Origin of the sequence: Streptomyces sp. NPDC020597 (assembly GCF_044335095.1) — a bacterium.
Lineage (GTDB): Bacteria > Actinomycetota > Actinomycetes > Streptomycetales > Streptomycetaceae > Streptomyces.
Genome location: NZ_JBIRUL010000007.1, coordinates 1 through 26,286, shown reverse-complemented (window position 1 = coordinate 26,286; position 26,286 = coordinate 1). Strand labels below are relative to the sequence as shown.

22 protein-coding genes and 2 pseudogenes are annotated in these 26,286 nt (G+C 74.7%); 14 read left to right on the top strand and 10 right to left on the bottom strand.

Translation table 11 applies throughout. From position 1 onward, the window contains the following. Window positions 1-148 precede the first annotated feature (148 nt). The 4 genes and pseudogenes from purB to ACH4ZA_RS14310 all read left to right on the top strand — a co-directional run bounded on the left by purB (window position 149) and on the right by ACH4ZA_RS14310 (window position 3,613). Entirely contained in the window at window positions 149-1,594 is a 1,446-nt protein-coding gene (purB, locus tag ACH4ZA_RS14325) for an adenylosuccinate lyase (RefSeq protein WP_319279921.1), read from the top strand. Next, on the top strand, window positions 1,591-2,136 hold the full coding sequence (gene mug / locus ACH4ZA_RS14320) for a G/U mismatch-specific DNA glycosylase (protein WP_319279973.1): 546 nt from the start codon (window positions 1,591-1,593) through the stop codon (window positions 2,134-2,136). Before purB ends, mug begins: the two co-directional genes overlap by 4 nt. A 138-nt stretch (window positions 2,137-2,274) precedes the next feature. Beyond that, window positions 2,275-2,358 (top strand): annotated as a pseudogene (locus ACH4ZA_RS14315) (DNA-binding response regulator); the annotation flags it as partial. A gap of 97 nt (window positions 2,359-2,455) precedes the next feature. Beyond that, window positions 2,456-3,613, top strand: coding sequence for an ROK family transcriptional regulator (locus ACH4ZA_RS14310; RefSeq protein ID WP_319279920.1), 1,158 nt, complete (start codon window positions 2,456-2,458; stop codon window positions 3,611-3,613). A 189-nt stretch (window positions 3,614-3,802) separates the two neighbouring features. On the opposite strand, the gene ACH4ZA_RS14305 is transcribed toward ACH4ZA_RS14310, so the two are convergent. After that, window positions 3,803-4,564 carry a GntR family transcriptional regulator gene (locus ACH4ZA_RS14305; RefSeq protein WP_398429540.1) on the bottom strand — a complete coding sequence of 254 codons (762 nt, stop codon included), beginning with the start codon at window positions 4,562-4,564 and terminating at the stop codon, window positions 3,803-3,805. A gap of 270 nt (window positions 4,565-4,834) precedes the next feature. Here ACH4ZA_RS14305 and ACH4ZA_RS14300 point away from each other — a divergent pair, with 270 nt between their 5' ends. Then, on the top strand, window positions 4,835-5,665 hold the full coding sequence (locus ACH4ZA_RS14300) for an alpha/beta fold hydrolase (RefSeq protein WP_319279918.1): 831 nt from the start codon (window positions 4,835-4,837) through the stop codon (window positions 5,663-5,665). Window positions 5,666-5,710: 45 nt separating this feature from the next. Here the strand turns inward: ACH4ZA_RS14300 and ACH4ZA_RS14295 are convergent. Then, window positions 5,711-6,547: pseudogene (locus ACH4ZA_RS14295) on the bottom strand (DMT family transporter); the annotation flags it as partial. Window positions 6,548-6,595: 48 nt separating this feature from the next. Between ACH4ZA_RS14295 and ACH4ZA_RS14290 the strand changes: the two are divergent. The 3 genes from ACH4ZA_RS14290 to ACH4ZA_RS14280 all read left to right on the top strand — a co-directional run bounded on the left by ACH4ZA_RS14290 (window position 6,596) and on the right by ACH4ZA_RS14280 (window position 11,394). Next, entirely contained in the window at window positions 6,596-8,032 is a 1,437-nt protein-coding gene (locus ACH4ZA_RS14290; RefSeq protein ID WP_398429538.1) for a PLP-dependent aminotransferase family protein, read from the top strand. A 131-nt stretch (window positions 8,033-8,163) separates the two neighbouring features. Further along, on the top strand, window positions 8,164-9,750 hold the full coding sequence (locus ACH4ZA_RS14285) for an alkaline phosphatase D family protein (RefSeq protein WP_319279916.1): 1,587 nt from the start codon (window positions 8,164-8,166) through the stop codon (window positions 9,748-9,750). Window positions 9,751-9,966: 216 nt separating this feature from the next. Next, the gene (locus ACH4ZA_RS14280) at window positions 9,967-11,394 is read left to right on the top strand and encodes a GNAT family N-acetyltransferase (protein ID WP_398429536.1); all 1,428 of its coding nucleotides are present in this window, start codon (window positions 9,967-9,969) and stop codon (window positions 11,392-11,394) included. Window positions 11,395-11,579: 185 nt separating this feature from the next. Here the strand turns inward: ACH4ZA_RS14280 and ACH4ZA_RS14275 are convergent, their stop codons facing one another. Next, entirely contained in the window at window positions 11,580-12,851 is a 1,272-nt protein-coding gene (locus ACH4ZA_RS14275) for a trans-sulfuration enzyme family protein (RefSeq protein WP_398429535.1), read from the bottom strand. Window positions 12,852-12,911: 60 nt separating this feature from the next. On the opposite strand from ACH4ZA_RS14275, the gene ACH4ZA_RS14270 reads away from it, so the two are divergent. Beyond that, entirely contained in the window at window positions 12,912-13,403 is a 492-nt protein-coding gene (locus tag ACH4ZA_RS14270) for an Lrp/AsnC family transcriptional regulator (protein WP_319189114.1), read from the top strand. Between the two features lie 33 nt (window positions 13,404-13,436). After that, window positions 13,437-15,140 (top strand): DUF885 domain-containing protein, encoded by a 1,704-nt coding sequence (locus ACH4ZA_RS14265; protein WP_398429533.1) that lies wholly within the window; start codon window positions 13,437-13,439, stop codon window positions 15,138-15,140. Between the two features lie 249 nt (window positions 15,141-15,389). On the opposite strand, the gene ACH4ZA_RS14260 is transcribed toward ACH4ZA_RS14265, so the two are convergent. After that, entirely contained in the window at window positions 15,390-15,866 is a 477-nt protein-coding gene (locus tag ACH4ZA_RS14260; protein ID WP_319279911.1) for a rhodanese-like domain-containing protein, read from the bottom strand. Window positions 15,867-15,998: 132 nt separating this feature from the next. Here ACH4ZA_RS14260 and ACH4ZA_RS14255 point away from each other — a divergent pair, with 132 nt between their 5' ends. Next, window positions 15,999-16,445 (top strand): Lrp/AsnC family transcriptional regulator, encoded by a 447-nt coding sequence (locus tag ACH4ZA_RS14255; protein ID WP_107445146.1) that lies wholly within the window; start codon window positions 15,999-16,001, stop codon window positions 16,443-16,445. On the opposite strand, the gene ACH4ZA_RS14250 is transcribed toward ACH4ZA_RS14255, so the two are convergent. The 5 genes from ACH4ZA_RS14250 to ACH4ZA_RS14230 all read right to left on the bottom strand — a co-directional run bounded on the left by ACH4ZA_RS14250 (window position 16,406) and on the right by ACH4ZA_RS14230 (window position 22,783). Next, complete coding sequence (locus tag ACH4ZA_RS14250; RefSeq protein WP_398429532.1) at window positions 16,406-19,429, bottom strand: AAA family ATPase; 3,024 nt, start codon at window positions 19,427-19,429, stop codon at window positions 16,406-16,408. The genes ACH4ZA_RS14255 and ACH4ZA_RS14250 overlap by 40 nt on opposite strands. Next, window positions 19,426-20,589: an exonuclease SbcCD subunit D gene (locus ACH4ZA_RS14245; protein ID WP_319282600.1), complete on the bottom strand. Its 1,164-nt coding sequence runs from the start codon at window positions 20,587-20,589 to the stop codon at window positions 19,426-19,428. Before ACH4ZA_RS14245 ends, ACH4ZA_RS14250 begins: the two co-directional genes overlap by 4 nt. A 119-nt stretch (window positions 20,590-20,708) precedes the next feature. After that, complete coding sequence (locus ACH4ZA_RS14240) at window positions 20,709-21,335, bottom strand: YigZ family protein (protein ID WP_319282602.1); 627 nt, start codon at window positions 21,333-21,335, stop codon at window positions 20,709-20,711. 135 nt (window positions 21,336-21,470) lie between these two features. Then, window positions 21,471-22,013 (bottom strand): histidine phosphatase family protein, encoded by a 543-nt coding sequence (locus tag ACH4ZA_RS14235; protein ID WP_319281782.1) that lies wholly within the window; start codon window positions 22,011-22,013, stop codon window positions 21,471-21,473. Beyond that, on the bottom strand, window positions 22,010-22,783 hold the full coding sequence (locus ACH4ZA_RS14230; RefSeq protein WP_319281780.1) for a hypothetical protein: 774 nt from the start codon (window positions 22,781-22,783) through the stop codon (window positions 22,010-22,012). Before ACH4ZA_RS14230 ends, ACH4ZA_RS14235 begins: the two co-directional genes overlap by 4 nt. A gap of 119 nt (window positions 22,784-22,902) precedes the next feature. On the opposite strand from ACH4ZA_RS14230, the gene ACH4ZA_RS14225 reads away from it, so the two are divergent. Both ACH4ZA_RS14225 and ACH4ZA_RS14220 read left to right on the top strand, forming a co-directional pair. Then, entirely contained in the window at window positions 22,903-23,319 is a 417-nt protein-coding gene (locus tag ACH4ZA_RS14225) for a CoA-binding protein (protein WP_319281777.1), read from the top strand. A gap of 7 nt (window positions 23,320-23,326) precedes the next feature. Then, the gene (locus ACH4ZA_RS14220) at window positions 23,327-24,535 is read left to right on the top strand and encodes a 4-hydroxybenzoate 3-monooxygenase (RefSeq protein WP_319281774.1); all 1,209 of its coding nucleotides are present in this window, start codon (window positions 23,327-23,329) and stop codon (window positions 24,533-24,535) included. Between the two features lie 9 nt (window positions 24,536-24,544). Here ACH4ZA_RS14220 and ACH4ZA_RS14215 read toward each other — a convergent pair whose 3' ends face one another. Next, window positions 24,545-24,904, bottom strand: a complete 360-nt coding sequence (locus ACH4ZA_RS14215; RefSeq protein WP_398429531.1) for an ArsR/SmtB family transcription factor — start codon at window positions 24,902-24,904, stop codon at window positions 24,545-24,547. 62 nt (window positions 24,905-24,966) lie between these two features. Between ACH4ZA_RS14215 and ACH4ZA_RS14210 the strand changes: the two genes are divergently transcribed. Next, window positions 24,967-26,196 (top strand): cation diffusion facilitator family transporter, encoded by a 1,230-nt coding sequence (locus ACH4ZA_RS14210; protein WP_398429529.1) that lies wholly within the window; start codon window positions 24,967-24,969, stop codon window positions 26,194-26,196. Window positions 26,197-26,286 lie beyond the last annotated feature (90 nt).

Sequence of the window (26,286 nt, the reverse complement as noted above, 5' to 3'; positions counted from 1 at the left end):
ACACGGGGCGCCGCCGATCCGCGCACGGCGACGCCCCTCCGCCCGCGGGGTGACGCCCACCCGCCCACAGGGTGACGCCGGTCTCGTAGGTTCCGCCGAACCGGACCGCGGCGGCGACCTGCACGAAGCGCCAGTAGAATCCCTCCACGTGACTTCCGCTGCCGCCGCCAAGCCCCGCATCCCCAACGTCCTCGCCGGACGCTACGCCTCCGCCGAGCTCGCCACGCTCTGGTCGCCCGAGCACAAGGTGAAGCTGGAGCGTCAGCTCTGGCTCGCCGTGCTGAAGGCCCAGAAGGACCTCGGGATCGAGGTGCCGGACACGGCGATCACCGACTACGAGCGTGTCCTCGACACCGTCGACCTGGCTTCGATCGCCGAGCGCGAGAAGGTCACGCGCCACGACGTGAAGGCCCGCATCGAGGAGTTCAACGACCTCGCCGGGCACGAGCAGGTCCACAAGGGCATGACGTCCCGCGACCTCACGGAGAACGTCGAACAGCTGCAGATCCGCCTCTCGCTGGAGCTGGTCCGCGACCGCACGGTGGCGGTCCTGGCGCGGCTGGGCCGGCTGGCCGCGGAGTACGGCGAGCTGGTCGTCGCCGGCCGCTCCCACAACGTCGCCGCCCAGGCCACCACCCTCGGCAAGCGGTTCGCGACCGCCGCCGACGAGCTGCTCGTGGCGTACGGCCGGGTCGAGGAGCTGCTGGCGCGCTACCCGCTGCGCGGCATCAAGGGCCCGGTGGGCACCGCGCAGGACATGCTGGACCTGCTGGGCGGCGACGCCGCGAAGCTGGCCGAGCTGGAGGACCGGATCGCCGGCCACCTGGGCTTCTCTCAGGCGTTCACCTCGGTCGGCCAGGTCTACCCGCGCTCGCTGGACTACGAGGTCGTGACCGCGCTGGTGCAGCTCGCCGCGGCCCCCTCCTCACTGGCGAAGACGATCCGGCTGATGGCCGGACACGAGCTGGTGACCGAGGGCTTCAAGCCCGGCCAGGTCGGCTCCTCCGCCATGCCGCACAAGATGAACACCCGCTCCTGCGAGCGCGTCAACGGCCTGATGGTCATCCTGCGCGGCTACGCGTCGATGACCGGCGAGCTGGCGGGCGACCAGTGGAACGAGGGCGACGTGTCCTGCTCGGTGGTCCGCCGGGTCGCGCTGCCGGACGCGTTCTTCGCGCTGGACGGCCTGCTGGAGACCTTCCTGACGGTGCTCGACGAGTTCGGCGCGTTCCCGGCCGTCGTCGCCCGGGAGCTCGACCGCTATCTGCCGTTCCTCGCCACCACGAAGGTACTCATGGGCGCCGTGCGCGGGGGCGTCGGCCGTGAGCTGGCGCACGAGGCGATCAAGGAGAACGCCGTGGCCTCGGCGCTGGCGATGCGGGAGCAGGGCACCGAGCGCAACGAGCTGCTGGACAAGCTGGCCGCCGACGAGCGCCTGCCGCTGGACCGCGCCCAGCTGGACGCGCTCATGGCCGACAAGCTGTCGTTCACGGGTGCCGCGGCAGCCCAGGTGGCCGTGGTCGTGGGCCGGATCGAGGAGATCGTGAAGCAGCGGCCGGAGGCGGCCGGTTACACGCCCGGAGCGATCCTCTGACGCGTTTCACCCAGGCCGAACTGGAGGCCGCCCGCGACCGTCTCGTACCCGACGTGATCGCGGACGGTCTCCACGTGCTGTTCTGCGGCATCAACCCGGGTCTGATGACGGCGGCCACCGGCCACCACTTCGCCCGCCCGGGCAACCGCTTCTGGCCGGTGCTGCACCTGTCGGGCTTCACCCCGCGGCTGCTGAAGCCTGCTGAGCAGCGGGAGCTGCTGACCTACGGGCTCGGCATCACCAACGTGGTGGCTCGCGCGACGGCCAGAGCGGACGAGCTGAGCGCCGAGGAGTACCGCGAGGGCGGGCGACTGCTCGCGGACAAGGTGGGACGGCTGGAACCCCGGTGGCTGGCGGTGGTCGGCGTGACCGCCTACCGGGCGGCGTTCGACGACCGCAAGGCCGTGGTGGGCCCGCAGGAGCGCCGCATCGGCGACACCCGCGTGTGGGTGCTGCCCAACCCCAGCGGCCTGAACGCGCATTGGACGGCCGCGACGATGGCCGAGGAGTTCGCCCGGCTGCGGCTGGCGGCGGAGGACTGACGGCGAGGGACTGCAAAGAGGCCCCGCCTGACAATGGGCGGCCCGTCAGCGTCCACCCCACCCCAGACGCCCCGCCCGCCCCGCCTCCGTCATCCCGTCTCGGGCAACCGCCCACGCCCCGGCCGGTCGCCGGCGGTCGCGGCGCCGGCGAAGCTCGGGGTGCGGGATCGGACGCAGGCGGTGATCACTGCGTACGAGTCGGGGTTCGTCGAGCCGGGCTGAGGGGCCGCGGGGTCGTCGGTGCCGGCCGGGCACTCGCCGGGGTGCGCCGGGCCGAGTACGATCCGCCCAACACGCGCACGAGCTGGGAGGACGGACGTTGGGGCAGCTGACCGGCGGGGACCCCTCCCTGCTGCGAAGGATCAATTCCGCGGTGGTGCTGCACGCGCTGCGCGCCACGGACTGCGCGACGCTCACGGAGATCACCCGCGTCACCGGGCTGTCCCGGCCGACGGTGGAGGGGGTCGTCGAGGATCTGATCGCGGCGGGGCTCGTCGTCGAGAAGGCGGCGGACGAGAGCGTCGCCCGCCGGCAGGGGCGGCCCGCGCGACGGTTCCGGTTCCGGGCGGAGGCGGGGCATCTGCTGGGCCTGGAGATCGGGTCCCATCGGGTGGCCGCGCTGCTGTCCGACCTGGACGGCCGTGTGCTGGGCGCCCAGGCCAGGGAAGTCGACGAGGCGGCCCCGGCCGACGAGCGGCTGGAACGGCTGCGCGCGGCCGTCGCCGAGCTGCTGCGCCGGGCGGGCGTCCCGCGCAGTTCGCTGCGGGCGGTCGGGGTCGGCACGCCAGGGATCGTGGAGGCGGACGGCACGGTGCGGCTGGGCACCGCGCTGCCCGAGTGGACGGGGCTGCGTCTCGGCGAGCGGCTGAGCCGTTCCTTCAAGTGCCCGGTACTGGTGGAGAACGACGCCAACGCCGCCGCCGTGGCCGAACACTGGAAGGGGTCGGCCACCGAGTCCGACGACGTGGTGTTCGTGCTGGCGGGGCTGAGCCCCGGGGCCGGCGCACTGATCGGGGGGCGGCTGCACCGCGGGTACGGCGGCGCGGCCGGAGAGATCGGCGCACTGCACCTGCTGGGCCGTGAGGCGACACCGGAGACGCTGCTGTCCACGACGGACGAGCCGCTGCACCCGCTGGACGAGCAGGCCGTCGCGAAGGTGTTCGCGCAGGCCCGGGGAGGCGACCGGCGGGCCCGGGCAGCGGTGGACCGCTTCATCCAGCGGCTGGTGCACGACGTGGCCGCGCTGGTGCTGGCGCTCGACCCGGAGCTGGTCGTGGTCGGCGGCTGGGCGGCCGGCCTGGACGGCGTACTGGAGCCGCTGCGCGCGGAGTTGGCGCGCTACTGTCTGCGGCCGCCGAGCGTGGCCCTGTCGATGCTCGGGGAGGCGGCGGTGGCGACGGGGGCGCTGCGGCTCGCCCTCGATCACGTGGAGGAGCAGTTGTTCGCGGTGGAGGGGACGGTCACGGCGCGGCGGTGAGCCGCGGCTCGGAGCGCCGTCCGTGACGGGTGGAACGCCGGGCGCCCTGGACGCCGGGTGGACGGCTGCTCGGTGCTCGGCGTTCGCGGGCCGCCGGACGGAGACTCCGGGTGCGCTCGCGGGCGGGCCGTGCGGACCGCCGCAGGCCGTCGTCGGCCTGCGGCACGCGGTCCGCGGCGCAAGCCGGGCTCAGGAGGCCTGCTGCTCCGGACCGTGGTGTATCTCCACGCCGCCGGACGCGCCGAACGTCAGCCGGCAGGTGTCCGCGCGGTACGTGGCCACGGAGAGCGCGGCGGTACGGCCCTGGGCGAAGTAGCGGGTCGTGACCACGAGGACGGGCGCGCCGGGGAGCCGGTCGAGTTCCCTCGCGTCGTCCGCGCGCGCCGAGCCCAGCTCCACGGCGCTGTCCTGGCCCTGCAGTTCGAGGTGATGCAGCTCGCGCAGCACCGCACGCGCGTGTGCGGCCTCGGACGGACCGTCGATCGCGCCGAGGCCGGGAGCCGACGTCTGCGGGACGTACAGCAACTCGGCGGCGACGGGCTGACCGTGCGACACCCGTGAGCGCCGCACGATGTGCACGCTCTGCTCGCGCGGGGTCTCCAGGGCGGCGGCGACGGCCGCGGGCGGTACCGCGAGCGTGCAGCCGACGGCCTGCCAGGCGTCTTCCCCCAGGCCCGGCCAGACCTGCTGCTCCGTGCCGACGGCGACGCCCATCCGGGGCGGTGCGACGGTGGTGCCGACGCCTCGGCGGCGGTGCAGCCGGCCCTCCAGCTCGAGCTGCTCCAGCGCCTGACGGAGCGTCGCCCGGGCGACGCCGAAGCGGGCGGCCAGCTCACGCTCGTTGGGCAGGATCTCGCCCACGGCGAACTCGGAGTCGAGCGCTTCGCTGAGCACGGTCTTGAGATGCCAGTACTTCGGTTCCGGCACCGATTCCAGTTGCGTGGTCCCCACCCTGTCCTCCGCAATCGCCGTCATCCTGCGGCGTTTTCGCGCCCTTGTTTATTAAAGGTTGTTGTACTTCTCTCGCGACCATAGGGCGGCCCCCACCCTTGGTCAATACCAATCCTCCAACCCTGTGGCCACCGGGAGGGAAAGCGCTCACTACACGTCCCAAATGACAGGATTCACTCGAAGGACGAACGACAGGGCTACCCGCCGGTAGCAATTGCTGACAAGCTGTCTACGGCGTCTGCCGGCCCGCTGTCAGAACGAGGAGCTCCCATGCCCGCCACCGTCTCCTTCACGGTCCCCTCCCCCAAGGGCCCGCTGCCCGTCACGGTCTCCTACGCGCGCGTAGGCCGCGGCGAGCCGCTCCTGCTGCTGCACGGCATCGGGCACCATCGGCAGGCCTGGGACCCGGTCGTGGACATCCTGGCCGCCGAACGCGATGTGATCGCCGTGGACCTGCCCGGCTTCGGCGTCTCCCCCGCCCTGCCGGACGGCCTCGCCTACGACCTGCCCACCACGGCCGCCGTGTTCGGCGCCTTCTGCGAGGCGCTGGAGCTGGACCGCCCCCATGTGGCGGGGAACTCGCTCGGCGGTCTGCTCGCCCTGGAACTCGGCCGCGAGAAGCTCGTACGGTCCGTCACGGCGTTGTCCCCGGCCGGGTTCTGGTCGGAGGCCGAGCGGCGCTACGCCTTCGGCGTGCTGGTCACGATGCGACAGATCTCCCGCCGGCTGCCGCTGCCCCTCGTGGAGCGCCTGGCGAGCACGGCGGCCGGCCGCACCGCCCTCACCAGCACCATCTACGCCCGCCCGGCCCGCCGCTCACCCGAGGCCGTGGTCGCCGAGACGCTGGCCCTGGCACGGGCCACCGGGTTCGACCAGACGCTGCGCGCCGGCACCACCGTCCGGTTCACCGACGACCTGCCCGGCATCCCGGTCACCGTCGGCTGGGGCGCCCGCGACTGGCTGCTCGTGCGCCGGCAGGGCGTCCGCGCCAAGCAGGTCATCCCGGCCGCCCGCCTCGTGCGGCTGCCCGGCTGCGGCCACTGCCCGATGAACGACGACCCGGCCCTCGTCGCGCGGGTGATCCTCGACGGCAGCCGCTGAACCCCCGCGGGCGCGCGACAGGGCGCCCGCGCCCACCGCGACGCCGGCCCCGACCAGCGCGCTCCCCACGGCCTGCACGGGGCCGTACGAGCCGATTCCCACGAGCGGGGCGGTGCAGGCGGCCGCCACGGGGATGAGACCGGAGAACAACGTGGCGCGCTCCGCGCCGATCCGCTGCATGCCCATGTACCAGCACACGAAGCCCACGACGGTGACGACCGCCGACTGCCACAGCAGCGCGGCGGCCTCCCCGCCGTCCGGCCGCCGCAGCCACTCGCCGCCGTCGAGCAGCAGTCCGGCCGCCGCCGACTCCAGCGTGGCGAGCCCGCACACCGTGGCGGACAGCAGCCGTGGCCCCAGCGGCCGCAGGACGGGCACGGCGAGCACCGCGAAGCCGACCTCTCCGGCCAGCGCGCACACCGACCAGGCGAGGCCCGCGCCGTCCGTCCGGCCCCAGCCCTGCACCGTGAACGCGCCGACGGCGACCAGCGTCGCCCCGTACAGCGGCTCGCGCCGGGGCCGTCGTCCCTCCACCGCCGGCGCCACGACGGCCACCACGACCGGCGCACAGCCGACCAGGACACCGGGGACGGCGGGCTCCGCGGAGCGCTCGGCGGCCAGCACGGCGAGGTTGAAGCCGACCATCCCGACCGCCGCGAGCAGCGTGAGCCGCATCCACAGGCGAGGGGGGAGCGCGCGCAGCCGGGCTCCCGCGCCCGCCCCGGCGAAGGGCGCGAGCAGCAGACAGGCGAGGCCGTAGCGCAGGGCCTGGCCGCCCGCGTACGGGTAGGCGCCGAGGACGCTGTTGGCGGTGAAGGATCCTCCGACGAGGACGCAGGCGAGCGCCGCGAGCAGCGACCCGCGCAGAGCGGTGACGTTCATGACGTTCGACGCTAGGAGCGGCGGCGGCACGGTTTAAGGTCCACTTCCATGACGTCATCGGGGACCAATCCCGAAGGGCCCTCGCCGTCGGCGGCCTGGGAGGTGCTGCTGCCGGCCGCTTCCGCGCCGGCACGCGCGCGTGGACGCGCCCTGCGGGCAGCGCTGCGGGACGCCGTGCGCTCCGGGCTCCTCGCCCCGGGCGCCCGCCTGCCGTCCAGCCGGGACCTTGCCGCCGACCTCGGGGTCTCGCGGGGGCTCATCACGGAGGCGTACGAGCAGCTGACGGCGGAGGGGTATCTGCGCAGCGGGCGCGGCGCGGGCACCTGGGTGGGCGGCGCCGTCCGGGCCGCCCACCCGCGCGCGCGTGACCTCGCTCCGCGCCCGCCGGGCGCGCGGGCCGACTTCGTGCCGGGGACGCCGGACCTGTCGCTGTTCCCGCGGGCCGCGTGGGGCGCCGCGCAGCGGGCCGTGCTGGCCGGCCTGCCGCACCACGAGCTGGGCTATCCGGACCCGCGCGGGCTGCCCCGGCTGCGCCTCGCGCTCGCCGGACTCCTGGCCCGCCGGCGGGGCGTGGTCGCCGATCCGGAGCGCCTCGTGGTCGTCTCCGGCGTCGCGCAGGCGAGTGCGCTGCTCGGCCTCGCCCTGCACGCGCGCGGGACGGCCGCCGTCGGCGTGGAGGACCCCGGCAGTCCCCAGCACAGCGCCCTGTACGCGGGGGCGGGCGTCACGGCCGTCCCGCTGCCGCTGGACGGCGAGGGCCTGGCCATGGACCCGCTCCGGGCGTCGGGCGTGCGGGCCGTGGTGACGACGCCGGCGCACCAGTTCCCCACCGGGATCGCGTACTCGGCGCGGCGGCGGGCCGAGTTGCTGGACTGGGCGAGGTCGGTGGACGGCTTCGTCCTCGAGGACGACTACGACGGAGACTTCCGTTACGACCGCGCCCCCGTGGGCGCCCTGCAGGGCCTGGACCCCGAGCGCGTGGCCTACACCGGTTCGGTCAGCAAGTCGCTCGCACCGGGACTGCGCCTCGGCTGGCTGCTCGTTCCGGAGGCGCTGACCGAGGCGGTCGTCGAGCGCAAGCGGACGACGGACCTGGGCCATCCCGCGCTCGACCAGGCGCTGTTCGCCCGGTTCGTGGAGCGCGGCGACTACGACCGTCAGCTGCGCCGCTGCCAACGGGCCTACCGCGAGCGCCGGGACGCCGTCGTGAGCGCGCTTTGCGAGAACTTCCCCGGGGCGCGGGTGTCGGGCGTGGCGGCGGGACTGCACGCCATCGCCGAACTCCCCCGGCGCTACGGGCCGCAGGAGCGGTTCCTCGAAAGGACGGCCGCCGCGGGCGTCGACGTCCGCACCCTGGACCAGTACGCGTACACGCCCGTGCCGGACGACGGGCCCGTGCGCCTCGTGCTGGGTTACGCGCACCTGTCGCCCCCGCGCGTCCACGAGGGCATACGCCTCATGGCGGAGGCCGTCGCGACCAGGTGACGCGCGACAGCGCGCGGGCGGCGGCCTTGTGTGCGCGTTCAGTTGTTCATCCGCGGTTTCCGTATGCGCTGCGGCGCCCGCGTAGACGTGTCGGTGCACACCGGCCGGTTCCCGCCCCAGGAGGCACCTCCATGTCACACCGTCCGTTTCCGGGGCGCCGCGGCGTCCTGCGCGGTTCGCTCGCCGCGTCCGCGGCCCTGACCCTGCCCGCCGCGCTCGGCGCGGCTCCCGCACTCGCGCTGTCCGGGCGGCCCAGGGCGGCCTGGGGCGTGCAGAGCGGGGACGTGACGTCCGACTCCGGGCTGGTGTGGGTGCGGTCCGACCGTCCGGCGCGGATGATCGTCGAGACCGCGGCCACCGAGTCGTTCCGGGGCGCCCGCCGGCTGCACGGTCCGCTGCTCGGCGCCGGCACGGACTTCACCGGCACCGTCCGGTTGCACGGGCTGCCGGCCGGCGAGCAGATCCACTACCGCGTGCTGCTCGCCGACCCGGACGATCCGCGCCGCACCGGTGAGCCGGTGACCGGCGCCTTCCGCACCGTCCCCCTGCGGCGCCGGCGCGGCGTGCGCTTCCTGTGGTCCGGGGACCTCGCCGGCCAGGGCTGGGGCATCAACCCCGACCTCGGCGGCTACCGCATCTACGACGCCATGGCGCGACTCGATCCGGACTTCTTCCTGTGCAGCGGCGACAACATCTATGCCGACGGCCCGCTGACGGCGACGCAGGCGCTGCCCGACGGCAGCCTGTGGCGCAACGTCACCACCGAGGAGAAGTCGAAGGTCGCCGAGACCCTCGCGGAGTTCCGCGGGAACTTCCGCTACAACCTGCTGGACGAGAACCTGCGCCGCTTCAACGCGCAGGTGCCGTCCGTCATCCAGTGGGACGACCACGAGGTCCGCAACAACTGGTACCCGGGTGAGGTCGTCGCCGCCTCCGATCCCCGCTACACGGAGAAGAGCGTCGACGTGCTCGCGGGGCGCGCGCGGCGGGCGTTCAGCGAGTACTTCCCGATCTCGACGCTGCGTCCCGGCGCCCGGGAGGGCCGGGTCCACCGGGTCGTGCGCCACGGGCCCCTTCTCGACGTCTTCGTGCTGGACATGCGGACCTACCGCAACGCCAACTCACCCGACACCCAGGTCACGGACCCGCAGGGCATCCTGGGCGCCGAACAACTGGCGTGGCTCAAGCGGGAGTTGTCCCGATCGCGCGCGGTGTGGAAGGTGATCGCCGCCGACATGCCGCTCGGCCTCGTCGTGCCGGACACCACGGAGGGCCGGCCGAACATCGAAGCCGTCGCGCAGGGCGACCCGGGGGCGCCGCTGGGTCGCGAGCTGCAGATCGCGGAGCTGCTGCGGTACATCAAGCACCGGCGGATCACCGGGACGGTGTGGCTGACGGCCGACGTGCACCACACGTCGGCGCAGCACTACCGGCCGTCGCGGGCCGCGTTCACCGACTTCGAGCCGTTCTGGGAGTTCGTCTCCGGGCCGCTCAACGCGGGCGCCTTCCCGGCCAGCGCGCTGGACGGCACCTTCGGCCCGGAGCGCGTCTTCGTGAAGGCCCCGACCACGTCCAACGTGTCGCCCGCGGGCGGCTACCAGTTCTTCGGCGAGGTCGACATCGACGGCGACAGCGGGGAGTTGACGGTGCGGCTGCGCGAGCAGGACGGCTCCGTGCTGTTCACGAAGGTGCTGCGGCCGGGACTGGTCGGGCAGTGACACGCCGCTCGCCCTGAAGGGGGGCGAGGGGGCCGGGGGCCGGGGGGCCGGGGATGAGGGTTCCGGCCTTCCCGGCCGTTGGCACGGCGGCGGCAGGTCGCGTCGCGCGCTGCCGTAGAGTGATGGAAGGATCAACAAAACGGGCATTAGCGGCCCTTTACCCGTCAGTCACACACCGTTCGTGATCACGCAACACAGTTCCTCCACAGTGGCTGCATGACTCGAGAACTGACTGATGTGACGCGCGCGCGGCGCGGACGCCCGGTGCACCACTGGCGGCGGGACGTGGTGGAACTCGCCGCCCTCTTCACGGCCGTCGCGGTGGCCGACGGAGTGGCGAACCTGGTGGGCCACGGTCCGGACGGCCCGGCGCTGCTGGCGGTGTCGGCGGTCGCGCTCGCCGCCACGGCCGGGTTCCACACCTGGTGGGCACGCCGCCACGGTCATGCGCCGCCCGCCGGGGATACCGGCGCCCGGCCGGGCTCCGAGGAGCCGCAGGCCGGGCCGTCCGCGCTTCCCTCGCCGGCCGGCGAGGAGAGCACCCTCTGGCGGATGCGGACGACGGTGCAGGACGCCCCCGGGTCGCTGGCCGCCCTGTGCGCGGCGCTCGCCGGGCGGCGGGTGGACATTCTGAGCCTGCAGACGCACCCGCTGGGCGAGGACACCGTGGACGAGTTCCTGCTGCGGGCCCCAGGTGGTCTCGCGGCGGGCGAGATCACCCGGGCCGTGGCGCTGGGAGGCGGCCGCGACACCTGGATCGAGCGGGCCGACGCCCACGATCTGGTGGACGCGCCGACCCGGGTCCTCGGGCTGGCCACCCGTACCGCTCTCGACGCCGCAGAACTGCCGCTCGCACTGCGGCAGTTGCTCGGCCGCTGCACGATCCGCTCGCTCCCCGCGGCGGCCGGCCGCGGTGGCGCGAAGGCCGCCGTGGACGTGCCCGAGGAGGGAGCGCTGGAGGACACCGTGATGCGCCTGCCCATGCCGGACGGCGGGGTGATCACGGTGGAGAGGGCGTATCTGCCGTTCACCCCGACCGAGTTCGCCCGCGCGCGTGCGCTGGTGGAGCTGGACGCCCGGCTCGGCCCGCGGGTCCCGCACGGCCAGGACGTCCTGACGCTGTCCGAGGGCGAGGACATCACCGTGCGCCGGGCGGACACGGGTGACGTGGCCGCGGCGAAGGACATGCACGAACGGTGCTCCGCCCGCACGCTCGGCATGCGCTACCACGGGCCGGTCGGCGACGCGGACCGCTACCTCAACCATCTGCTCAGCCCCCGCTTCGGCCGCACCCTCGCCGTGCAGACGCGGTCGGGCCGCATCGTCGGCCTCGGCCACCTGCTGTGGGACGGCGACGAGACGGAGGTCGCGCTGCTCGTCGAGGACGGCTGGCAGCGGCGCGGCATCGGCGCGGAACTGCTCGGCCGCCTGGTGGCGATGGCCCGGGACGCGGGCTGCGGGAGCGTGTACGCCGTGACGCAGTCCTCCAACACCGGCATGGTCGCGGCGATGCGCGGCCTCGGACTGCCCCTCGACTACCAGATCGAGGAGGGAACCCTGGTCATCACCGCCCGCCTGGAGAAGGCCGCCGCGGCCCGGGGGTCGTCCGAGCAGCGCCACGAGGAAAGCGTCCGACGCGACTGAACGTCCCTCCGCGAACGAGTACCGGGCGGGCGGGCGACGGACGCGCGACGCCGGACGCTGGGTGCCGGTCACGGGGCGGCAGGCTGCGGACGACGGGCGGCGGGCGACGAATACGTACGACGACGTAGGTCGACGGCACAGGGCGGGCGGCCCGGCGGTGCGATGCCGCCGGACCGCCCGCACCGTCACACCGCGGCAGCCGCTTCCCGCCCGGACCCGGGAACGGTCTCCCCCAGCCGTTCGTGACGGCCTTGCGCTCCCCCTTCGCGGACCGGACCGGCTCCGTCGAGCGCCCGGTCCAGGTCCTCCCACAGGTCCTCGACGTCCTCCAGCCCCACCGACAGCCGCAGCAGCCGGTCGCTCACGCCCGCGCCGCGGCGTTCCGCCGCGTCCACGATGCGATGGCTGATCGACGCCGGGTGCTGGATGAGCGTGTCGACGCTGCCGAGACTCACCGCGGGGGTGATCAGACGGACGCCCGCGATCACCGCGTGCGGGTCGCCGTCGACCTCGAAGGCGACCATCGCGCCGCCGATCCTCGGATAGTGCACGCGCGCGATCCGCGGGTCCGCGGCCAGCCGGCGGGCCAGCTCGGCGGCGGTCGCGGAGGCGGCCCGCACCCGCACGGGCAGCGTGGACAGGCCGCGCAGCAGCAGATACCCGGCCAGCGGATGCAGCACGCCGCCGGTGGCGAAACGTATCTGCCGCAGCTGGCCCGCGAACTCCTCGTCACAGGCGACGACGCCGCCCAGCACGTCCCCGTGGCCGCCGAGGTACTTGGTGGCGCTGTGCAGGACCAGTCGCGCGCCCTGCTCCGCCGGCCGCTGGAGCACCGGTGTGGCGAAGGTGTTGTCGGCGAGCAGCGGGACGGAGCCGCAGGCGTGGGCGACCGCCCGCAGATCGACCTCCGCGAGCGTCGGATTGGCGGGAGACTCGACCATGACCAGCCCGGTGTCGGGGCGCAGCGCGTCCGCGATCCCCGCGGGGTCGGTCCAGGTGACCTCCGAGCCGAGCAGCCCCGCCGTCAGCAGATGGTCACTGCACCCGTAGAGCGGGCGCACGGCCACGACGTGCCGCAGCCCGGCCGAGGCGCGCGCGAGCAGCACCGCGGTCAGCGCCGCCATCCCGCTGGCGAAGGCGACCGCGCTCGGGGTGCCTTCGAGGCGGGCCAGCGCCGTCTCGAAGCGTGCCACCGTCGGGTTGCCCAGCCGTCCGTAGACGGGCGGCCCGTCCGGCTCCGCCCCGGTCGCGGCGAACGCGTCGATGCGGGCGGCCTCGGCGCGGCTGTCGTAGGACGGGTAGGTGGTGGACAGGTCGATCGGCGGGGCGTGCAGGCCCTGCCCGGCCAGGTCGTCCCGTCCGGCGTGCACGGCCTCGGTGGCCAGTGCCCGCGCGCGGGGCGCTCCGTACATGCGTACGCCGTCGTACGCGTGCGTCTTCGCAGCGGTTGAGTCCATGGACGGCAGAGTGAACATCGGACGGGTGATCGGATCCGGACTCCGTGCTACGTTCGGCCGATGGCCGAATCCGTCGTACTGGACCCGGTCGATCTCCAGCTGCTGCGGCTGCTGCAGAACGACGCCCGGACCACATACCGCGACCTCGCCGCGCAGGTCGGCGTCGCGCCGTCGACGTGCCTCGACCGCGTCACGCGGCTGCGCCGCTCCGGCGTGATCCTCGGGCATCAGCTGCGGCTCGATCCGGCCAAGTTGGGCCGGGGCCTGCAGGCGCTGCTGTCGGTGCAGGTCCGCCCGCACCGCCGGGAGCTGGTCGGGCCGTTCGTGGAACGGATCCGGGCGATGCCGGAGGCGCTGACCGTCTTCCACCTGACCGGGCCCGACGACTATCTCGTCCATGTGGCCGTCGCGGACATGGCGGATCTGCAGCGCCTGGTGCTCGACGAGTTCACCTCACGGCGCGAGGTGGCCCGTGTCGAGACGCGGCTGATCTTCCAGCAGTGGGAGTGCGGACCCCTGCTGCCGCCGACGGGTTCGGGACAGATGCCGTGACGCGCACCGCGCCGTCGTACGAGGATGGAGCGCATGTCACACACCACCAACCCGCTTCCCCGCGAGATCGCCGACGCCTATGTCGACGACCTCATCGCCCTCGACCCGGTGACCGGCACCTACCTCGGCGTGCAGGAGAGCTCGAGCCGACTGCCCGACCTCTCGCCCAGGGGCCAGGAGGCCCTCGCGCGGCTCGCGCGCGACACCCTGGCGAAGCTCGACGAGGCGGAGCGCAGGCCCGGCGCGGACAGTGACATCGAGCGCCGGTGCGCACGTCTGCTGCGTGAGCGGCTGACCGCGCAACTAGCCGTGCACGACGCGGACGAGGCGCTGCGTACCGTCGGCAACATGGCCACACCCGCGCACCAGGTGCGCGAGGTGTTCACCGTCACGCCCAGCCGGACCGACGAGGACTGGACGGCGATCGCCGAGCGGCTGCGCGCGGTGCCGGCGGCGCTCGAGGGCTACCGCGAGTCGCTGACGCTGGGCCTGGAACGCAAGCTCTACGCGGCCCCGCGGCCGACGGCCACCTTCGTCGAGCAGCTCACCCAGTGGTCGGACGCGGACGGCGAGGGCCGCGGCTGGTTCGAGGAGTTCGTGTCCGCCGGTGCCGAGTCGCGGCCGGACGCCCTGCGCGCCGAGCTGGACGAGGCGGCCCGCGCAGCCACGGCGGCCGTCGAGCGGCTGCGCGACTGGGTCCGGGACGTGTACGCGCCGACGATCGAGGGCGCGCCGGACACCGTGGGCCGGGAGCGCTACGCCCGCTGGTCGCGGTACTACAACGGCACCGACCTCGATCTCGACGAGGCCTACGCGTACGGCTGGGCCGAGTACCACCGGTTGCTCGCCGAGATGAAGAAGGAGGCGGAGAAGATCCTGCCGGGCGCACCGACGCCCTGGGCGGCGCTCGCCCACCTCGACGAGCACGGCCGGCACATCGAGGGCGTGGACGAGGTCCGCGAATGGCTGCAGGGCCTGATGGACCAGGCGATCGAAGCCCTCGACGGCACCCACTTCGAACTCGCCGAGCGGGTGCGGAAGGTCGAGTCGCGGATCGCTCCGGCGGGGAGCGCGGCCGCCCCCTATTACACGCCTCCGTCGGAGGACTTCTCACGACCCGGCCGCACCTGGCTGCCGACCATGGGGCAGACCCGCTTCCCGGCCTACGACCTCGTCTCCACCTGGTATCACGAGGGCGTTCCCGGCCACCACCTCCAGCTCGCCCAGTGGGCGCACGTCGCCGGGGACCTCTCCCGTTACCAGGCGTCCATCGGGATCGTCAGCGCCAACGCCGAGGGGTGGGCGCTGTACGCGGAGCGGCTGATGGACGAACTGGGCTTCCTCACGGACGCGGAGCAGCGGCTCGGCTACCTGGACGCACAGATGATGCGGGCGGTGCGGGTCATCGTCGACATCGGCATGCACCTGGAGCTGTCGATCCCGGCCGACTCGCCCTTCCACCCGGGTGAGCGCTGGACGCCGGAGCTGGCGCAGGAGTTCTTCGGCGGGCACAGCAGCCGCCCCGCGGACTTCGTCGAGAGCGAGCTCACCCGCTATCTGACGATCCCCGGCCAGGCCATCGGCTACAAGCTGGGCGAGCGGGCCTGGCTGCTCGGGCGGGAGAAGGCCCGGGAACGCCGGGGCGACGGCTTCGACCTCAAGTCCTGGCACATGGCGGCCCTTTCGCAGGGCTCGCTGGGCCTCGACGACCTGGTGGACGAGCTGGCACGGCTCTGACCCTCCGCGTCGCACCCCGCTCCGATCCCGGACCTGCCCGGTTCCGGGGTCGGGGCGGGACCAGCGGGGCCGTTCCGAGCGGACCTACGCGAACGCGCCTGCCCGAACGGGCCTGCCCGAGGCGGTGGTTGTCCAGGCGACGGTCGTCCACGGCGACGGTCGTCCACGGCGTCGGTTGTCCACGGAGCGGTGCACGGCGTCGCGCAGGGCCGAGGAAGGGAGGCGAGGGGATCGTCGCCTCCGATGGGTTCAGCAGCCGCAGTCCGGCGCGTCGGCCGGGGCGGTGAGCGGATCGGCGGCGCGCCGCGCGCCGCCCTCCCAGGTCTCGTACGCGAAGCCCTCCCGCACCCAGTACTCGAACCCGCCGAGCATCTCCTTGACGCGGTAGCCGAGTTCGGCGAGCGCGAGGGCTGCCCGGGTGGCTCCGTTGCAGCCGGGACCCCAGCAGTACGTCACCACCGGCACATCCCGGTCGAGGAGCCGCTCTGCCTGCTCGGCGATGAGCGCGGTGGGCAGGTGGACGGCGCCCGGGACATGGCCCTGGTCCCACGACGCGGTGGACCGGGAGTCCAGGACCACGAAGCCCGGTTCGCCGGCGGCGAGGGCGGCGGCCACGTCGGAGACGTCGGCGTGGAAGGCGAGGCTCGCCCGGAAGTGGGCGGCGGCCTCGGCCGGGGCCGCGGGGGCGACGCGCAGCACCGGGTCGAGAGAGGTCGTGGCAGTCATCGCTGGGGCCTTTCCGCAGGATTCCGAGAGGTTCGCTACGACCGCAAACCTATGGCGGCGATCGCCCCGGCTGAAGGAGCGTTCCACGGCCTCGGTCTTGCTTCGCCGTGGATTTCCCTGCAGTCTTCGCCCATGACCGCGTATTCCCCGGACGCCACCGACTGGCGCATCCTCGAGGTCCTCCAGCGGGAGGGCCGGGCCAGTTTCGCCGACCTGGCACGTGCGGTGGCGATGTCGGCGAGCGCCGTCACCGAGCGGGTGCGCAGGCTGGAGGAGGCAGGCGTCATCCAGGGCTACGCGGCCGTCGTGGACCCGGAGCGGCTGGGCCTGGGCATCCTGGCGTTCGTGCGGCTGCGCTACCCCAACGGCAACTACAAGCCGTTCCACGATCTGGTGTCCGTCACGCCCGAGATCCTCGAGGCGCACCATGTGACGGGTGACGACTGCTTTGTGATCAAGGTCGCGGCCCGTTCGATGCGTCATCTGGAGGAGGTGTCGGGGAAGATCGGCGCGCTCGGGTCGGTCACGACCAGCGTCGTCTACTCCTCGCCGCTCCCCCGGCGCCCGCTGGGCAGATAGCCCCGCTGCCGCACCACCGATCCCGACCTGCCCTTCACCACCTCCAGCTGGGCGTGGACCCGCCGCCGCAGATCGGCGACGTGGCTGACGATGCCGACGCTGCGGTCGCGTTCGCGCAGCGAGTCGAGGACGTCGAGGACCTCGTCGAGCGTCTGGTCGTCGAGGCTGCCGAATCCCTCGTCGATGAAGAGGGTGTCGAGCCGGACGCCGCCCGCCTCGTCGGTGACGACGTCGGCGAGGCCGAGCGCCAGGGCGAGCGAGGCGAAGAAGGTCTCGCCGCCGGACAGCGTCGACGTGTCGCGCTCGCGCCCGGTCCAGGCGTCGACCACGTGCAGCCCGAGCCCGCTGCGCCCGCGGCCCGCCCGGTCGTCGGAGTGCACGAGGGTGTAGCGGCCTGACGACATCCGCCGCAGCCGTAGGGTCGCGGCGGCCGCCACCTGTTCGAGGCGGGCCGCCAGCACGTAGGCCTCCAGCCGCATCTTGCGCTCGTTGTCGGCCGAGGTGCCCGCGGTGAGGCCCGCCAGCCGGGCCACCCGCTCGTACTCCTCGCGCACCGGGGCGAGTCGGCGCACGCCGCTCTCCGCGCGCGCCGAGAGCTGGTCGAGCTCCGCGCAGCGGCGGGCCGCGGCGTCCTGCGCGGAGGCGGTGGCGCGCAGCCGTTCGGCGGCGGCCGCCGCGGCGGCCTGCGCGGCCGCGAGGTCGGCGGGCGGCTGCCCGGCCGCGGCCACGGTGTCGGGCTCGGCGAGCACGGTCCGTACGGCGGCCTCCTCGGCCTGGCGGACGTCCAGGGCGCGTTGCAGTTCCCGGTGGGCGGCGGCGTCGAGCAGGGCCTCGGCGGCGGCGCGCGGGGTGTCGAAGCCGGCCCGGAACGCGGCCTCGTCGAGGCGGCCGTCGGCCGCCTTGAGGCGCGCGGCGCTCTCCTCCTCGGCGTGCGCCGCCTCGGCCGCCTCGGTGAGCCGGGCCGCGCGCAGCTCCAGCTGGGCGGCCCGGGCGGCGACGCTCTCCGCCGTGCCCCGGGCCTGCGTCAGCTCCGCCTCCAGCACGGCGCGCTCCCGCTCCAGCCGGTCCCGGTGGCCCACCCGGGACGCGGCCCGCACCGCGGCCTCGCGCTGGGCCTCGGCGCGGCGCTCGTGCTCCTGCTCGGCCTGTCGCAGCTCCTCGCGCGCGAGGTGCAGCGCGGAGGCCTCACGGCGGGCCCGGGCGTAGGCCTGCTCCACGTCCTGCGCCTCGGCGAGGAGCCGGTCCGCGGGTGCGTCGCCGGCCTCGGCGGTCGCGGCGGCGAGCGCCTCGCGCACGACGCCGAGACGGCGTTCGTCCGCGGCGTGGCCCTCCTCGGCGACCCGGCACGCGGCGAGGGCCTGCTCCTCGGCCTCGCGGTCGACGTGCCCGGCGTCCTTGCGGGCGGGGGCGGGGTGCTCGGTGGCGCCGCAGACGGCGCACGGCGCACCCTCGGCGAGGGTGGCGGCCAGCTCGGCGGCGATGCCTTCGAGTCGCTGCTCCTTCAGGGCGAGCCAGTGCGCGCGGGCGGCCTGCGCGTGCTCCCCGGAGGCGAGGGCCCTGCGCCGGGCGGCCTCCAGTTCACGGGTCAGCTCGTCGCGCCGCCGGGCCGCCTCGAGGCGGCGGCGCGCGGGCTCCCGCCGGCCGTCGAGCTGTTCGGCGTGGGTGGCGGCCTCCTGGGCGGCCTCGACGGCGGCCCGCAACCCGTCGCGGACGGCGCCCCACCCGGCGAGCCAGGTCCCGCTCTCCGCCAGGACCTCGTCGTCGTCGCGCTCCCGCAGGTCCAGTTCGGTCCGCTCGGCGACGAGGTCGGCCAGTCGCCGCTCGGCCCGGCGGGCGGACTCCAGCCCGCCCAGCTCCTCGGCGGCGCGGCGGGCGGCGGCGGCCAGTCCCGCGGCGCCGGCCTCCGTGAACCCCTCCGGAAGCAGGGCACGCGCGCGTGCGGCACGGGCCGACGCGTCACCGTGCTCGGCGTCGGCGGACTCCCGCAGCTCCAGGGCCGGCGCGACCGCCTCCGCCTTACGCGCCCTTTCCATCCGCGCCTGCGCCTCCCGGTGGGCGCCGGCCCCTTCCTCGAGGGCGGCGGCGCGCTCTCGCGCTTCGGCGAACCGCTGCTGCAGCCGGGCCCGTTCACGCATGTCGGCCAGGGCGCGTCCGGCGGCGGCCTCGGCGGACTCGGCGGCGAGGCGGCCGCAGTGGGCGACGGTCAGCCACTCGCGTGCGGTGCTGCGGGCGACGGCCGCGGCGGTCAGCACCGCCTCGGCGAGGCCCGGTTCGCCGGGGGCCGCCTCGGGCAGTTCCATGGCCTCCCCCGCCGCCTGCTGCATCCGGTGGGCGTCGGCGAGCAGGGCCGCATCGCCCTCGCGCACGTGCGCCTCGGTGGTGCGGCGGCGTTCGGCGAGCCGTTTCTCGACCTCGGCGAAGCGCCGGGTGTCGAAGAGGCGTCCCAGCAGCCGGCCGCGCGCCTCGGCGTCGGCGCGCAGGAACCGCGCGAAGTCGCCCTGGGGCAGCAGCACGACCTGGCAGAACTGCTCGCGGCTCATGCCGAGCAGCTGGGTGATCTCCTCGCCGATCTCCTGGTGGGAGCGGCTGAGATCCTTCCATGCGCCGGCGGCCGCGTCGTGCTCGCGCAACCAGCTCTGCGCCTTCTCCACCGTCGTGCCGACGCCGCGCTTCTTGGGCCGCTCCCAGGGCGGCTGCCGGGTGATCTCCAACCGGCGTCCGGCGACGGTGAGTTCGAGGGTGATCTCGGTGCGGGCGCCGGCGGCGGCATGGTCGCTGCGCAGGGTGGGACCCTGGCCGTTCTGGCGGGCGCCGGGCACGGAGCCGTACAGCGCGTAGCAGACGGCGTCCAGGATCGAGGTCTTGCCGGCGCCCGTGGGTCCGTGCAGCAGGAAGAGCCCGGCGGCGGACAGCTCGTCGAAGTCGACGCTCTGGGTGTCGCCGAACGGGCCGAAGGCCGTCAGGACGAGCCGGTGCAGCCTCATCGGGCCACCTCCCGCGCCGTGTCGTCCGCGCGCACCGCGTCGAAGGCGTCCCGCAGCACGCCCTGTTCGCGGGCGTCGGGCCCCGCGCCGCGCACATGCGCCACGAAGTCCTCGGCGATCTCCTGGTCGCTGCGGTCGGCAAGCCGCCGCGCGTACGACACGTCCGGGTCGTCGGGGGCGCGTTCGGGGGCGAAGACGAGACTCAGGGTGTGCGGGAAACGGACGGCGAGCCGGGCCATGGGCTCGGCCGGGCGGACGGCGTCGGTGAGCGTCGCCTCGACCCAGGCGTCCTCGTGGCGGGCGAGCGCCGGGTCGGCGAGCAGGTCCTCCAGGGCGCCGCGGATTCGGGCCAGCGGGCGCGGGACCGGACAGTCGATCCGCTCGGCGGCGATCCCGCCGTCGGGGCCGAGGTCGACGAGCCACATGGTCTTGCGGTGCTCCGCTTCGGAGAAGGAGTACGGCAGCGGCGAGCCCGAGTAGCGCACGCGCTCGGTGAGGGTCTGGCTGCCGTGCAGATGGCCGAGGGCGGTGTAGTCGACGCCGTCGAAGACGCCGGCGGGCACGGACGCGACCCCGCCGACGGTGATGTCGCGCTCGCTGTCGCTCGGCTCGCCGCCGGTGACGAAGGCGTGGGCGAGGACGACGGAGCGGGTGCCGCGCGCGCGGGTGGCGAGGTCGGCGCGGACCCGGTCCATCGCGGCGGCGAGCACGGCCTCGTGGCTCGCCTTCTGGACCCCGAACTCCTCCTTCACCAGGGCGGGTTCGAGGTAGGGCAGGCCGTAGAAGGCGACGTCGCCGTGGGCGTCCCGGAGGACGACCGGGGTGGCGGCCGCCGTCGGGTCCGTGCGCAGGTGGATGCCGGCGCGGCCGATGAGTCCGGCGCCGACGCCGAGCCGACGGGCCGAGTCGTGGTTGCCGGAGATCATCACCGTCGGCACGCCGGCGTCGGCGAGCCGGTGCAGGGCGTCGTCGAACAGCTCGACCGCGGCGAGCGGGGGCACCGCACGGTCGTACACGTCCCCCGACACGACCACCGCGTCGACCGCGCGCTCGCGCACGGTGGCGACCAGGTGACCGATGAACTCGGACTGGGCGCCGAGCATGTTCACCCGGTGGAACGCCCGGCCGAGATGCCAGTCGGAAGTGTGCAGGAGCCTCATGATCCCCGAGACTAACGGCCGGGTCCGACAGCACGGGCGGTTACTCCCGTATCGCACCGTCATGACAGGTGACACAAGGGTGCGTTACGGACATTGCGACCAGGTGGGTGTCGGACAGGTCACGCGTCGCCGTACGCCTCCCCGCCCAGCTCGAAGCCGGCCGTGCCCGCCGTCGCGTCGGCCAGCCAGGCCCGGAAGGCGTCCACCTCGGCCTCCGGAAGGCCGATCTCGATGGTGACCGCCTCGCCGTAGTCGACCTCGCGCACGTCGCGCCCGGTCGCGTGGAGGTCGTTGTGGACCTTGCCGGCCCGCTGGTGGTCGACGGTCACGGTGGCCAGGCGGAACCGGCGACGGGTGCGCACGGGAAGGACGTCAAGCGCCTCGCCGACCGCGCCGCCGTACGCCCGGATGAGACCGCCCGCGCCGAGCTTGACGCCGCCGTAGTAGCGGGTGACGACGGCGACGACGTACCGCATCTCGCGGCGCAGCAGCATCTGGAGCATCGGCAGGCCCGCGGTGCCGCCGGGCTCGCCGTCGTCGCTCGCCTTCTGCACGCCGGCGTCGGCGCCGATGACGTACGCCCAGCAGTTGTGGGTGGCGTCGGCGTGCTCCCTGCGCACGGACGCGATGAAGTCCTGGGCCTCCTGCTCGGTGGCCGCGGGGGCGAGGGCGCACAGGAAGCGGGAGCGGTTGACCTCGGTCTCGTGCACGCCCGCGCGGGCGACGGTGCGGTACTCCTCCTGCATCGGGCCAGCCTATGCGGTGCGGCGCGGGTCGCCGACGGCGACGGCGCGGCGACGGTCCGCCCGGCGGCCGGCGGCGCCGCAGGGACCGCCGCCCGACCGCCGGGACCGCCCGGCGCGCAGGGGCCGGCCGGGCGGCTACGGCGTGCGGTCGCCCCTCGGCACGGTCGCCGACGCCAGCCTGGCCGCGCCGGGGGTCAGGGAGCGCCAGTCGGTTCCGTGCCAGGTCAGGACGGCCAGCGCGGAGGTCGGGAACTTGAGCCGCACCGCGTCCAGGGCGGCGGGCTCCCCGTCCCCGGCCAGGTCGAGGACGAGTTCCTCCAGGCCGGGATTGTGCCCGACCAGCAGCAGCGTCCCGACGCCGGCGGGCGTCTCACGGACGACGTCGAGCAGCTCGGGCACGTCCGCCCCGTAGAGCCGGGGGTCGAGGCGGACCGGCGCGGGTGCGTCCCACTGGGCGCACGCCAGCTCCCAGGTGCCGCGGGCGCGCACGGCGGTGGAGCACAGCGCGAGGTCGGGGACGCATCCGGCCGCGGCGACGGCGCGGCCCGCCGCCGGGGCGTCCCTGCGGCCGCGCGGGGCGAGCGGGCGCTCATGGTCGGGGACCCCGGCCGGCCAGGCCGACTTGGCGTGCCGCAGCACCACCAGGCGGCGCGGCGCGACGTCGTCCGGGCGATTCATTCCGGGGCTCCCACGCAGCGGGTGAGTTCCAGGCCGAGGAGACGGTCCGCGTAGGCGAACGTCTCGAAGCGGGCGCCGTCCGGCAGCTCCGGTCCGGCGTCCTCCGTCCAGCGCAGCACCTGCAGCACACCGGGCAGGTCCAGGTCGTCCTCCCACGCGGTGCGCAGCCGTGCGCGCACCTCGTCGGGGACCGGACGCGAGGGCCGTCGCGCCCAGTCGGCGACGGCTCGCCGCCAGCGCGCGAGGGTGTCGCGGGCCTCGTCCAGCGCGGCCGCGTCGAGCCGGAGGGGTTCGGTGCGCTCCACCGCGAGCAGGGCGAGGCGCAGGACGGCGGGGTCGGGATCCGGTGCCGCGTCGCCCGCGGCCGGTTCGCCGCGGCCGGCGGCAGCGCCCCGCCAGTCGGGCACGGTCCCCTCCGCGGGGGCGACGGCGACCCGTACGCCGTCCGTGGCCGGGCCGTCCGCCCCGACGACGTGCAGCACCTGCGCCGCGCCGGTTCCCGCGGTGGCGTCGCGGACGTCCTCGAAGGGGTGCATGCCCAGGGCGGCGGCTCCGGCGCGCAGCTCCGCCCGCCCGCTCGTCCCCTCGCTCAGCAGGGCCCACGCGGGCGTGCCGTCCATCTCCAGGGCGCGGACGAGGAGATCCGCGACGAGCAGGACGCGCAGCGACGCCGCGCCGTACTCGCGGGCATGCGCCTCGACCCGGGTCGGGCCCCGCCGGACGGAGGCGGCGACGGGTCCGCCGGTTCGGGCGTCGATGATGCTCAGCACAGGGCGAGCCTAGGCGGGCGGAGCGCGGTGCGCTGGCAGGAGCCGGAATCAGGGTGCGCCGTGCGGTGTTGCAGGGGGAGCCAGGCTGTGGACGATTTCCCACTCGGAGGAGGCCGCCGGTGTACGGCGACGAGGCAACGATCCGCGAGATCCTCACCGGACTCGGTGACACCTGGGCCGTGGTCGGCCTGTCGACGAACCGCAGCCGCGCGGCCCACGGCGTCGCCGAGGTGCTGCGGCGCTTCGGCAAGCGGGTGGTGCCCGTCCATCCGAAGGCGGAGACGGTCCACGGGGAGCAGGGGTACGCGTCCCTCGCGGACATCCCCTTCGAGGTGGACGTCGTCGACGTCTTCGTCAACAGCGAGCTCGCGGGCGCCGTCGCCGACGAGGCGGTGGCCAAGGGCGCGAGGGCGGTGTGGTTCCAGCTCGGCGTCGTCGACGAGGCGGCCTACGAGCGCACGCGGGCGGCCGGCCTGGAGATGGTCATGGACCGCTGCCCGGCGATCGAGATCCCCCGGCTGGGGACCCGCCCATAATGGGAGGGTGACCGCCGAATCCCCCTCCTCCCAGCACACTTCGGTCGTCGTCGTGGGCGCGGGACCCGCGGGTCTGACCGTCGGGAACATCCTGCGCGCCGCGTCCGTCGACTGTGTCGTCCTGGAGGCGGAGAGCCGTGCCTTCATCGAGCGACGGCCGCGCGCCGGAGTCATCGAGGAGCGGGTCGTCCGCGGACTGCGCGAACGCGGCCTCGCGCAGGGCCTGGTGGAGCGGGCGCAGCGGCACTCGGCGTGCGAGTTCCGCTTCGGCGGCGAGCGTCACCGCCTGCCCTACACCGAGCTGACAGGACATCACCACTGGGTGTATCCGCAGCCGTTGCTGGTCACCGACCTCGTCCGCGAGTACGTCGAGGTGCGCGGCGGCGACGCCCGCTTCTCGGTCCGCGACGTCGGGCTCCACGACCTCGACTCGGCTCGTCCCTCCGTGTCGTACACCTGCCCCGATTCGGGCGAACGGCGGCTGCTGACCTGTGACTTCGTGGTCGGCGCGGACGGCGCGCGCGGGGTGAGCCGGGCCGCGCCCTCGGCCGGGCGCGCGCGGATCGCCCGGCACGACTACGGCATCGGCTGGCTGGCCCTGCTCGCCGAGGCGCCGCCGTCCTGCGACTGCGTCCTGTTCGGCGTGCATCCGGACGGTTTCGCCGGGCACATGGCCCGCAGCCCCGAGGTGACCCGGTACTACCTCCAGTGTCCGCCCGGCGACGACCCGGGGAACTGGCCGCACGACCGGATCTGGTCCGAGCTGCGCCGGCGACTCGAGGTGGCCGGGGCGCCGCCGCTCGCCGAGGGCCCGCTGATCGAGAAGCGGGTGCTGGACATGCACGACTACGTGGTCGAGCCGATGCGGTACGGGCGGCTCTTCCTGGCCGGAGACTCGGCGCACCTCGTCGCGCCCATCGCCGCGAAGGGCATGAACCTCGCACTGCACGACGCGTTCCTGCTCGGCGACGCGCTGGCCGCCGCCTTGGAAGCGGGCGACGAGGCCGGTCTGGAGGGCTACTCGGAGGCCAGCCTGCGCCGGGTGTGGGACTACCAGGAGTTCTCGCAGTGGCTGTCCGAGGTCTACCACGGGACGGCGTCCGGCGACCCGTTCCGGGCGGGGGCCGCGTCCGCCCGGCTGCGCCGGCTGTTCACCTCGCCGGCCGCCGCTGCCGCCTTCGTGGAGCAGTACCTCGGGACGGCCGAGCGCTACTGATCCCCCGGGTCAGTCGTGCGGCGGCTCGTCGCCGAGCCGGTGGTCCGCCACGTTCAGCGCCTCGTCCACCAAGCGGCGCAGATGTCCGTCGGAGAGTGAGTAGACCACGCGGCGGCCCTCCTTGCGGGTGCTGACGAGCCCGGCCAGCCGCAGCCGCGCGAGGTGCTGGCTGACCGCCGGCCGGGCCGCGCCGCAGGCCTCGGTCAGCGTGGTCACGTCGGCCTCGCCCGAGGTCAGAGCATGCAGCAGGGCGAGCCGGGTGCGGTCGCCGAGGAGGGCGAGCAGTTCGGCGGCGAGGGCGAACTGCTCCTCGCCGGGGGTGCGCGGATGCGCATGGTGCGCAGATGACAGGTGCATGCGTGCGCTCATAAGCACATAATGGCCGGGTGGGCGCGCACCCGTCCACCCCGGCGCACCGGAAGGGGATCGACGTGAGCGAGCGGCACGACCACGGACACCGGACGGACGACGAGCATGACCACGGACACCGGACGGACGAGCACCGCCCCGATCACGAGCACGCACACCACCACTCAGCCCACCGGCCCCGTGGTCACACGCACCACCGGCCGCACGATCACGCCCATGACCACCCGCACCGCCCCGCCGGCCGCACCGGTCCCGATTCGCCTGCCTCCGCACCGTCCGCCGCCTCCCGCGCCCGCGCTCTGCGTCACCGCCTCGGGCATCTCCTCACGCCCCACTCCCACGAGACGGCCGACAAGCTGGACGCGGCCCTGGAGAGTTCCGCCCGGGGCATGCGAGCGCTCTGGGTCTCCCTCGCGGTGCTGGGCGTGACGGCCGCCGCCCAGGCGGTCGTGGTCGCGTTCTCCGGGTCGGTGGCCCTGCTCGGCGACACGGTGCACAACGCGGCGGACGCGCTGACGGCCGTCCCCCTCGGCATCGCCTTCGTCCTCGGCCGGCGGGCGGCCACCCGCCGCTTCACCTACGGTTACGGCCGGGCCGAGGATCTGGCGGGCATCGCGATCGTCCTGACCATCGCCGCCTCCGCGGCCTTCGCGGGCTGGACGGCGGTGGAGCGGCTGCTGGACCCCCGGCCCGTCCACCACGTGGGGGCCGTCGCCGTGGCCGCGCTGGCGGGTTTCGCGGGCAACGAGTGGGTCGCGCGGTACCGCATCCGGGTCGGCCGCTCCATCGGCTCGGCCGCGCTGGTCGCGGACGGACTGCACGCCCGCACGGACGGTTTCACCTCGCTCGCGGTGCTGCTGGGCGCGGGCGGCTCGGCGCTCGGGTGGCGCCTGGCCGACCCGGTCGTGGGACTGGCGATCACGGCGGCGATCGCCCTGGTGCTGCGGGACGCCGCCCGGGAGGTGTTCCGCAGGGTGATGGACGCCGTCGACCCGGCGCTGGTCGACCGGGCAGAGCGGGCGCTGCGGGAGGTCGAAGGGGTGCGCGGGGTGGGCGAGTTGCGGCTGCGGTGGATCGGGCACCGGCTGCGCGCCGAGGTCGCGGTCGTGGTGGACGGCGACTTGACGGTACGTCAGGCGCACGGGGTCGCCGTGTCGGCCGAACACGCCCTGCTGCACGCGGTGCCGCGTCTGACGGCGGCTCTGGTGCACGCCGATCCGGCGGCAGCGCCCGGCGAGGAGGATCCGCACCGGGCGCTCGACCACCACCTCGCCGCCGCGAGCACGCCCTAGGTGTATTGCCCTGAGAGGTTGGGGACGCGGCTGGCGGGTGGTTGGCCCTTCAGCGCGGTGTGTCCGCGGTGGTGATTGTAGGTGTGCAGC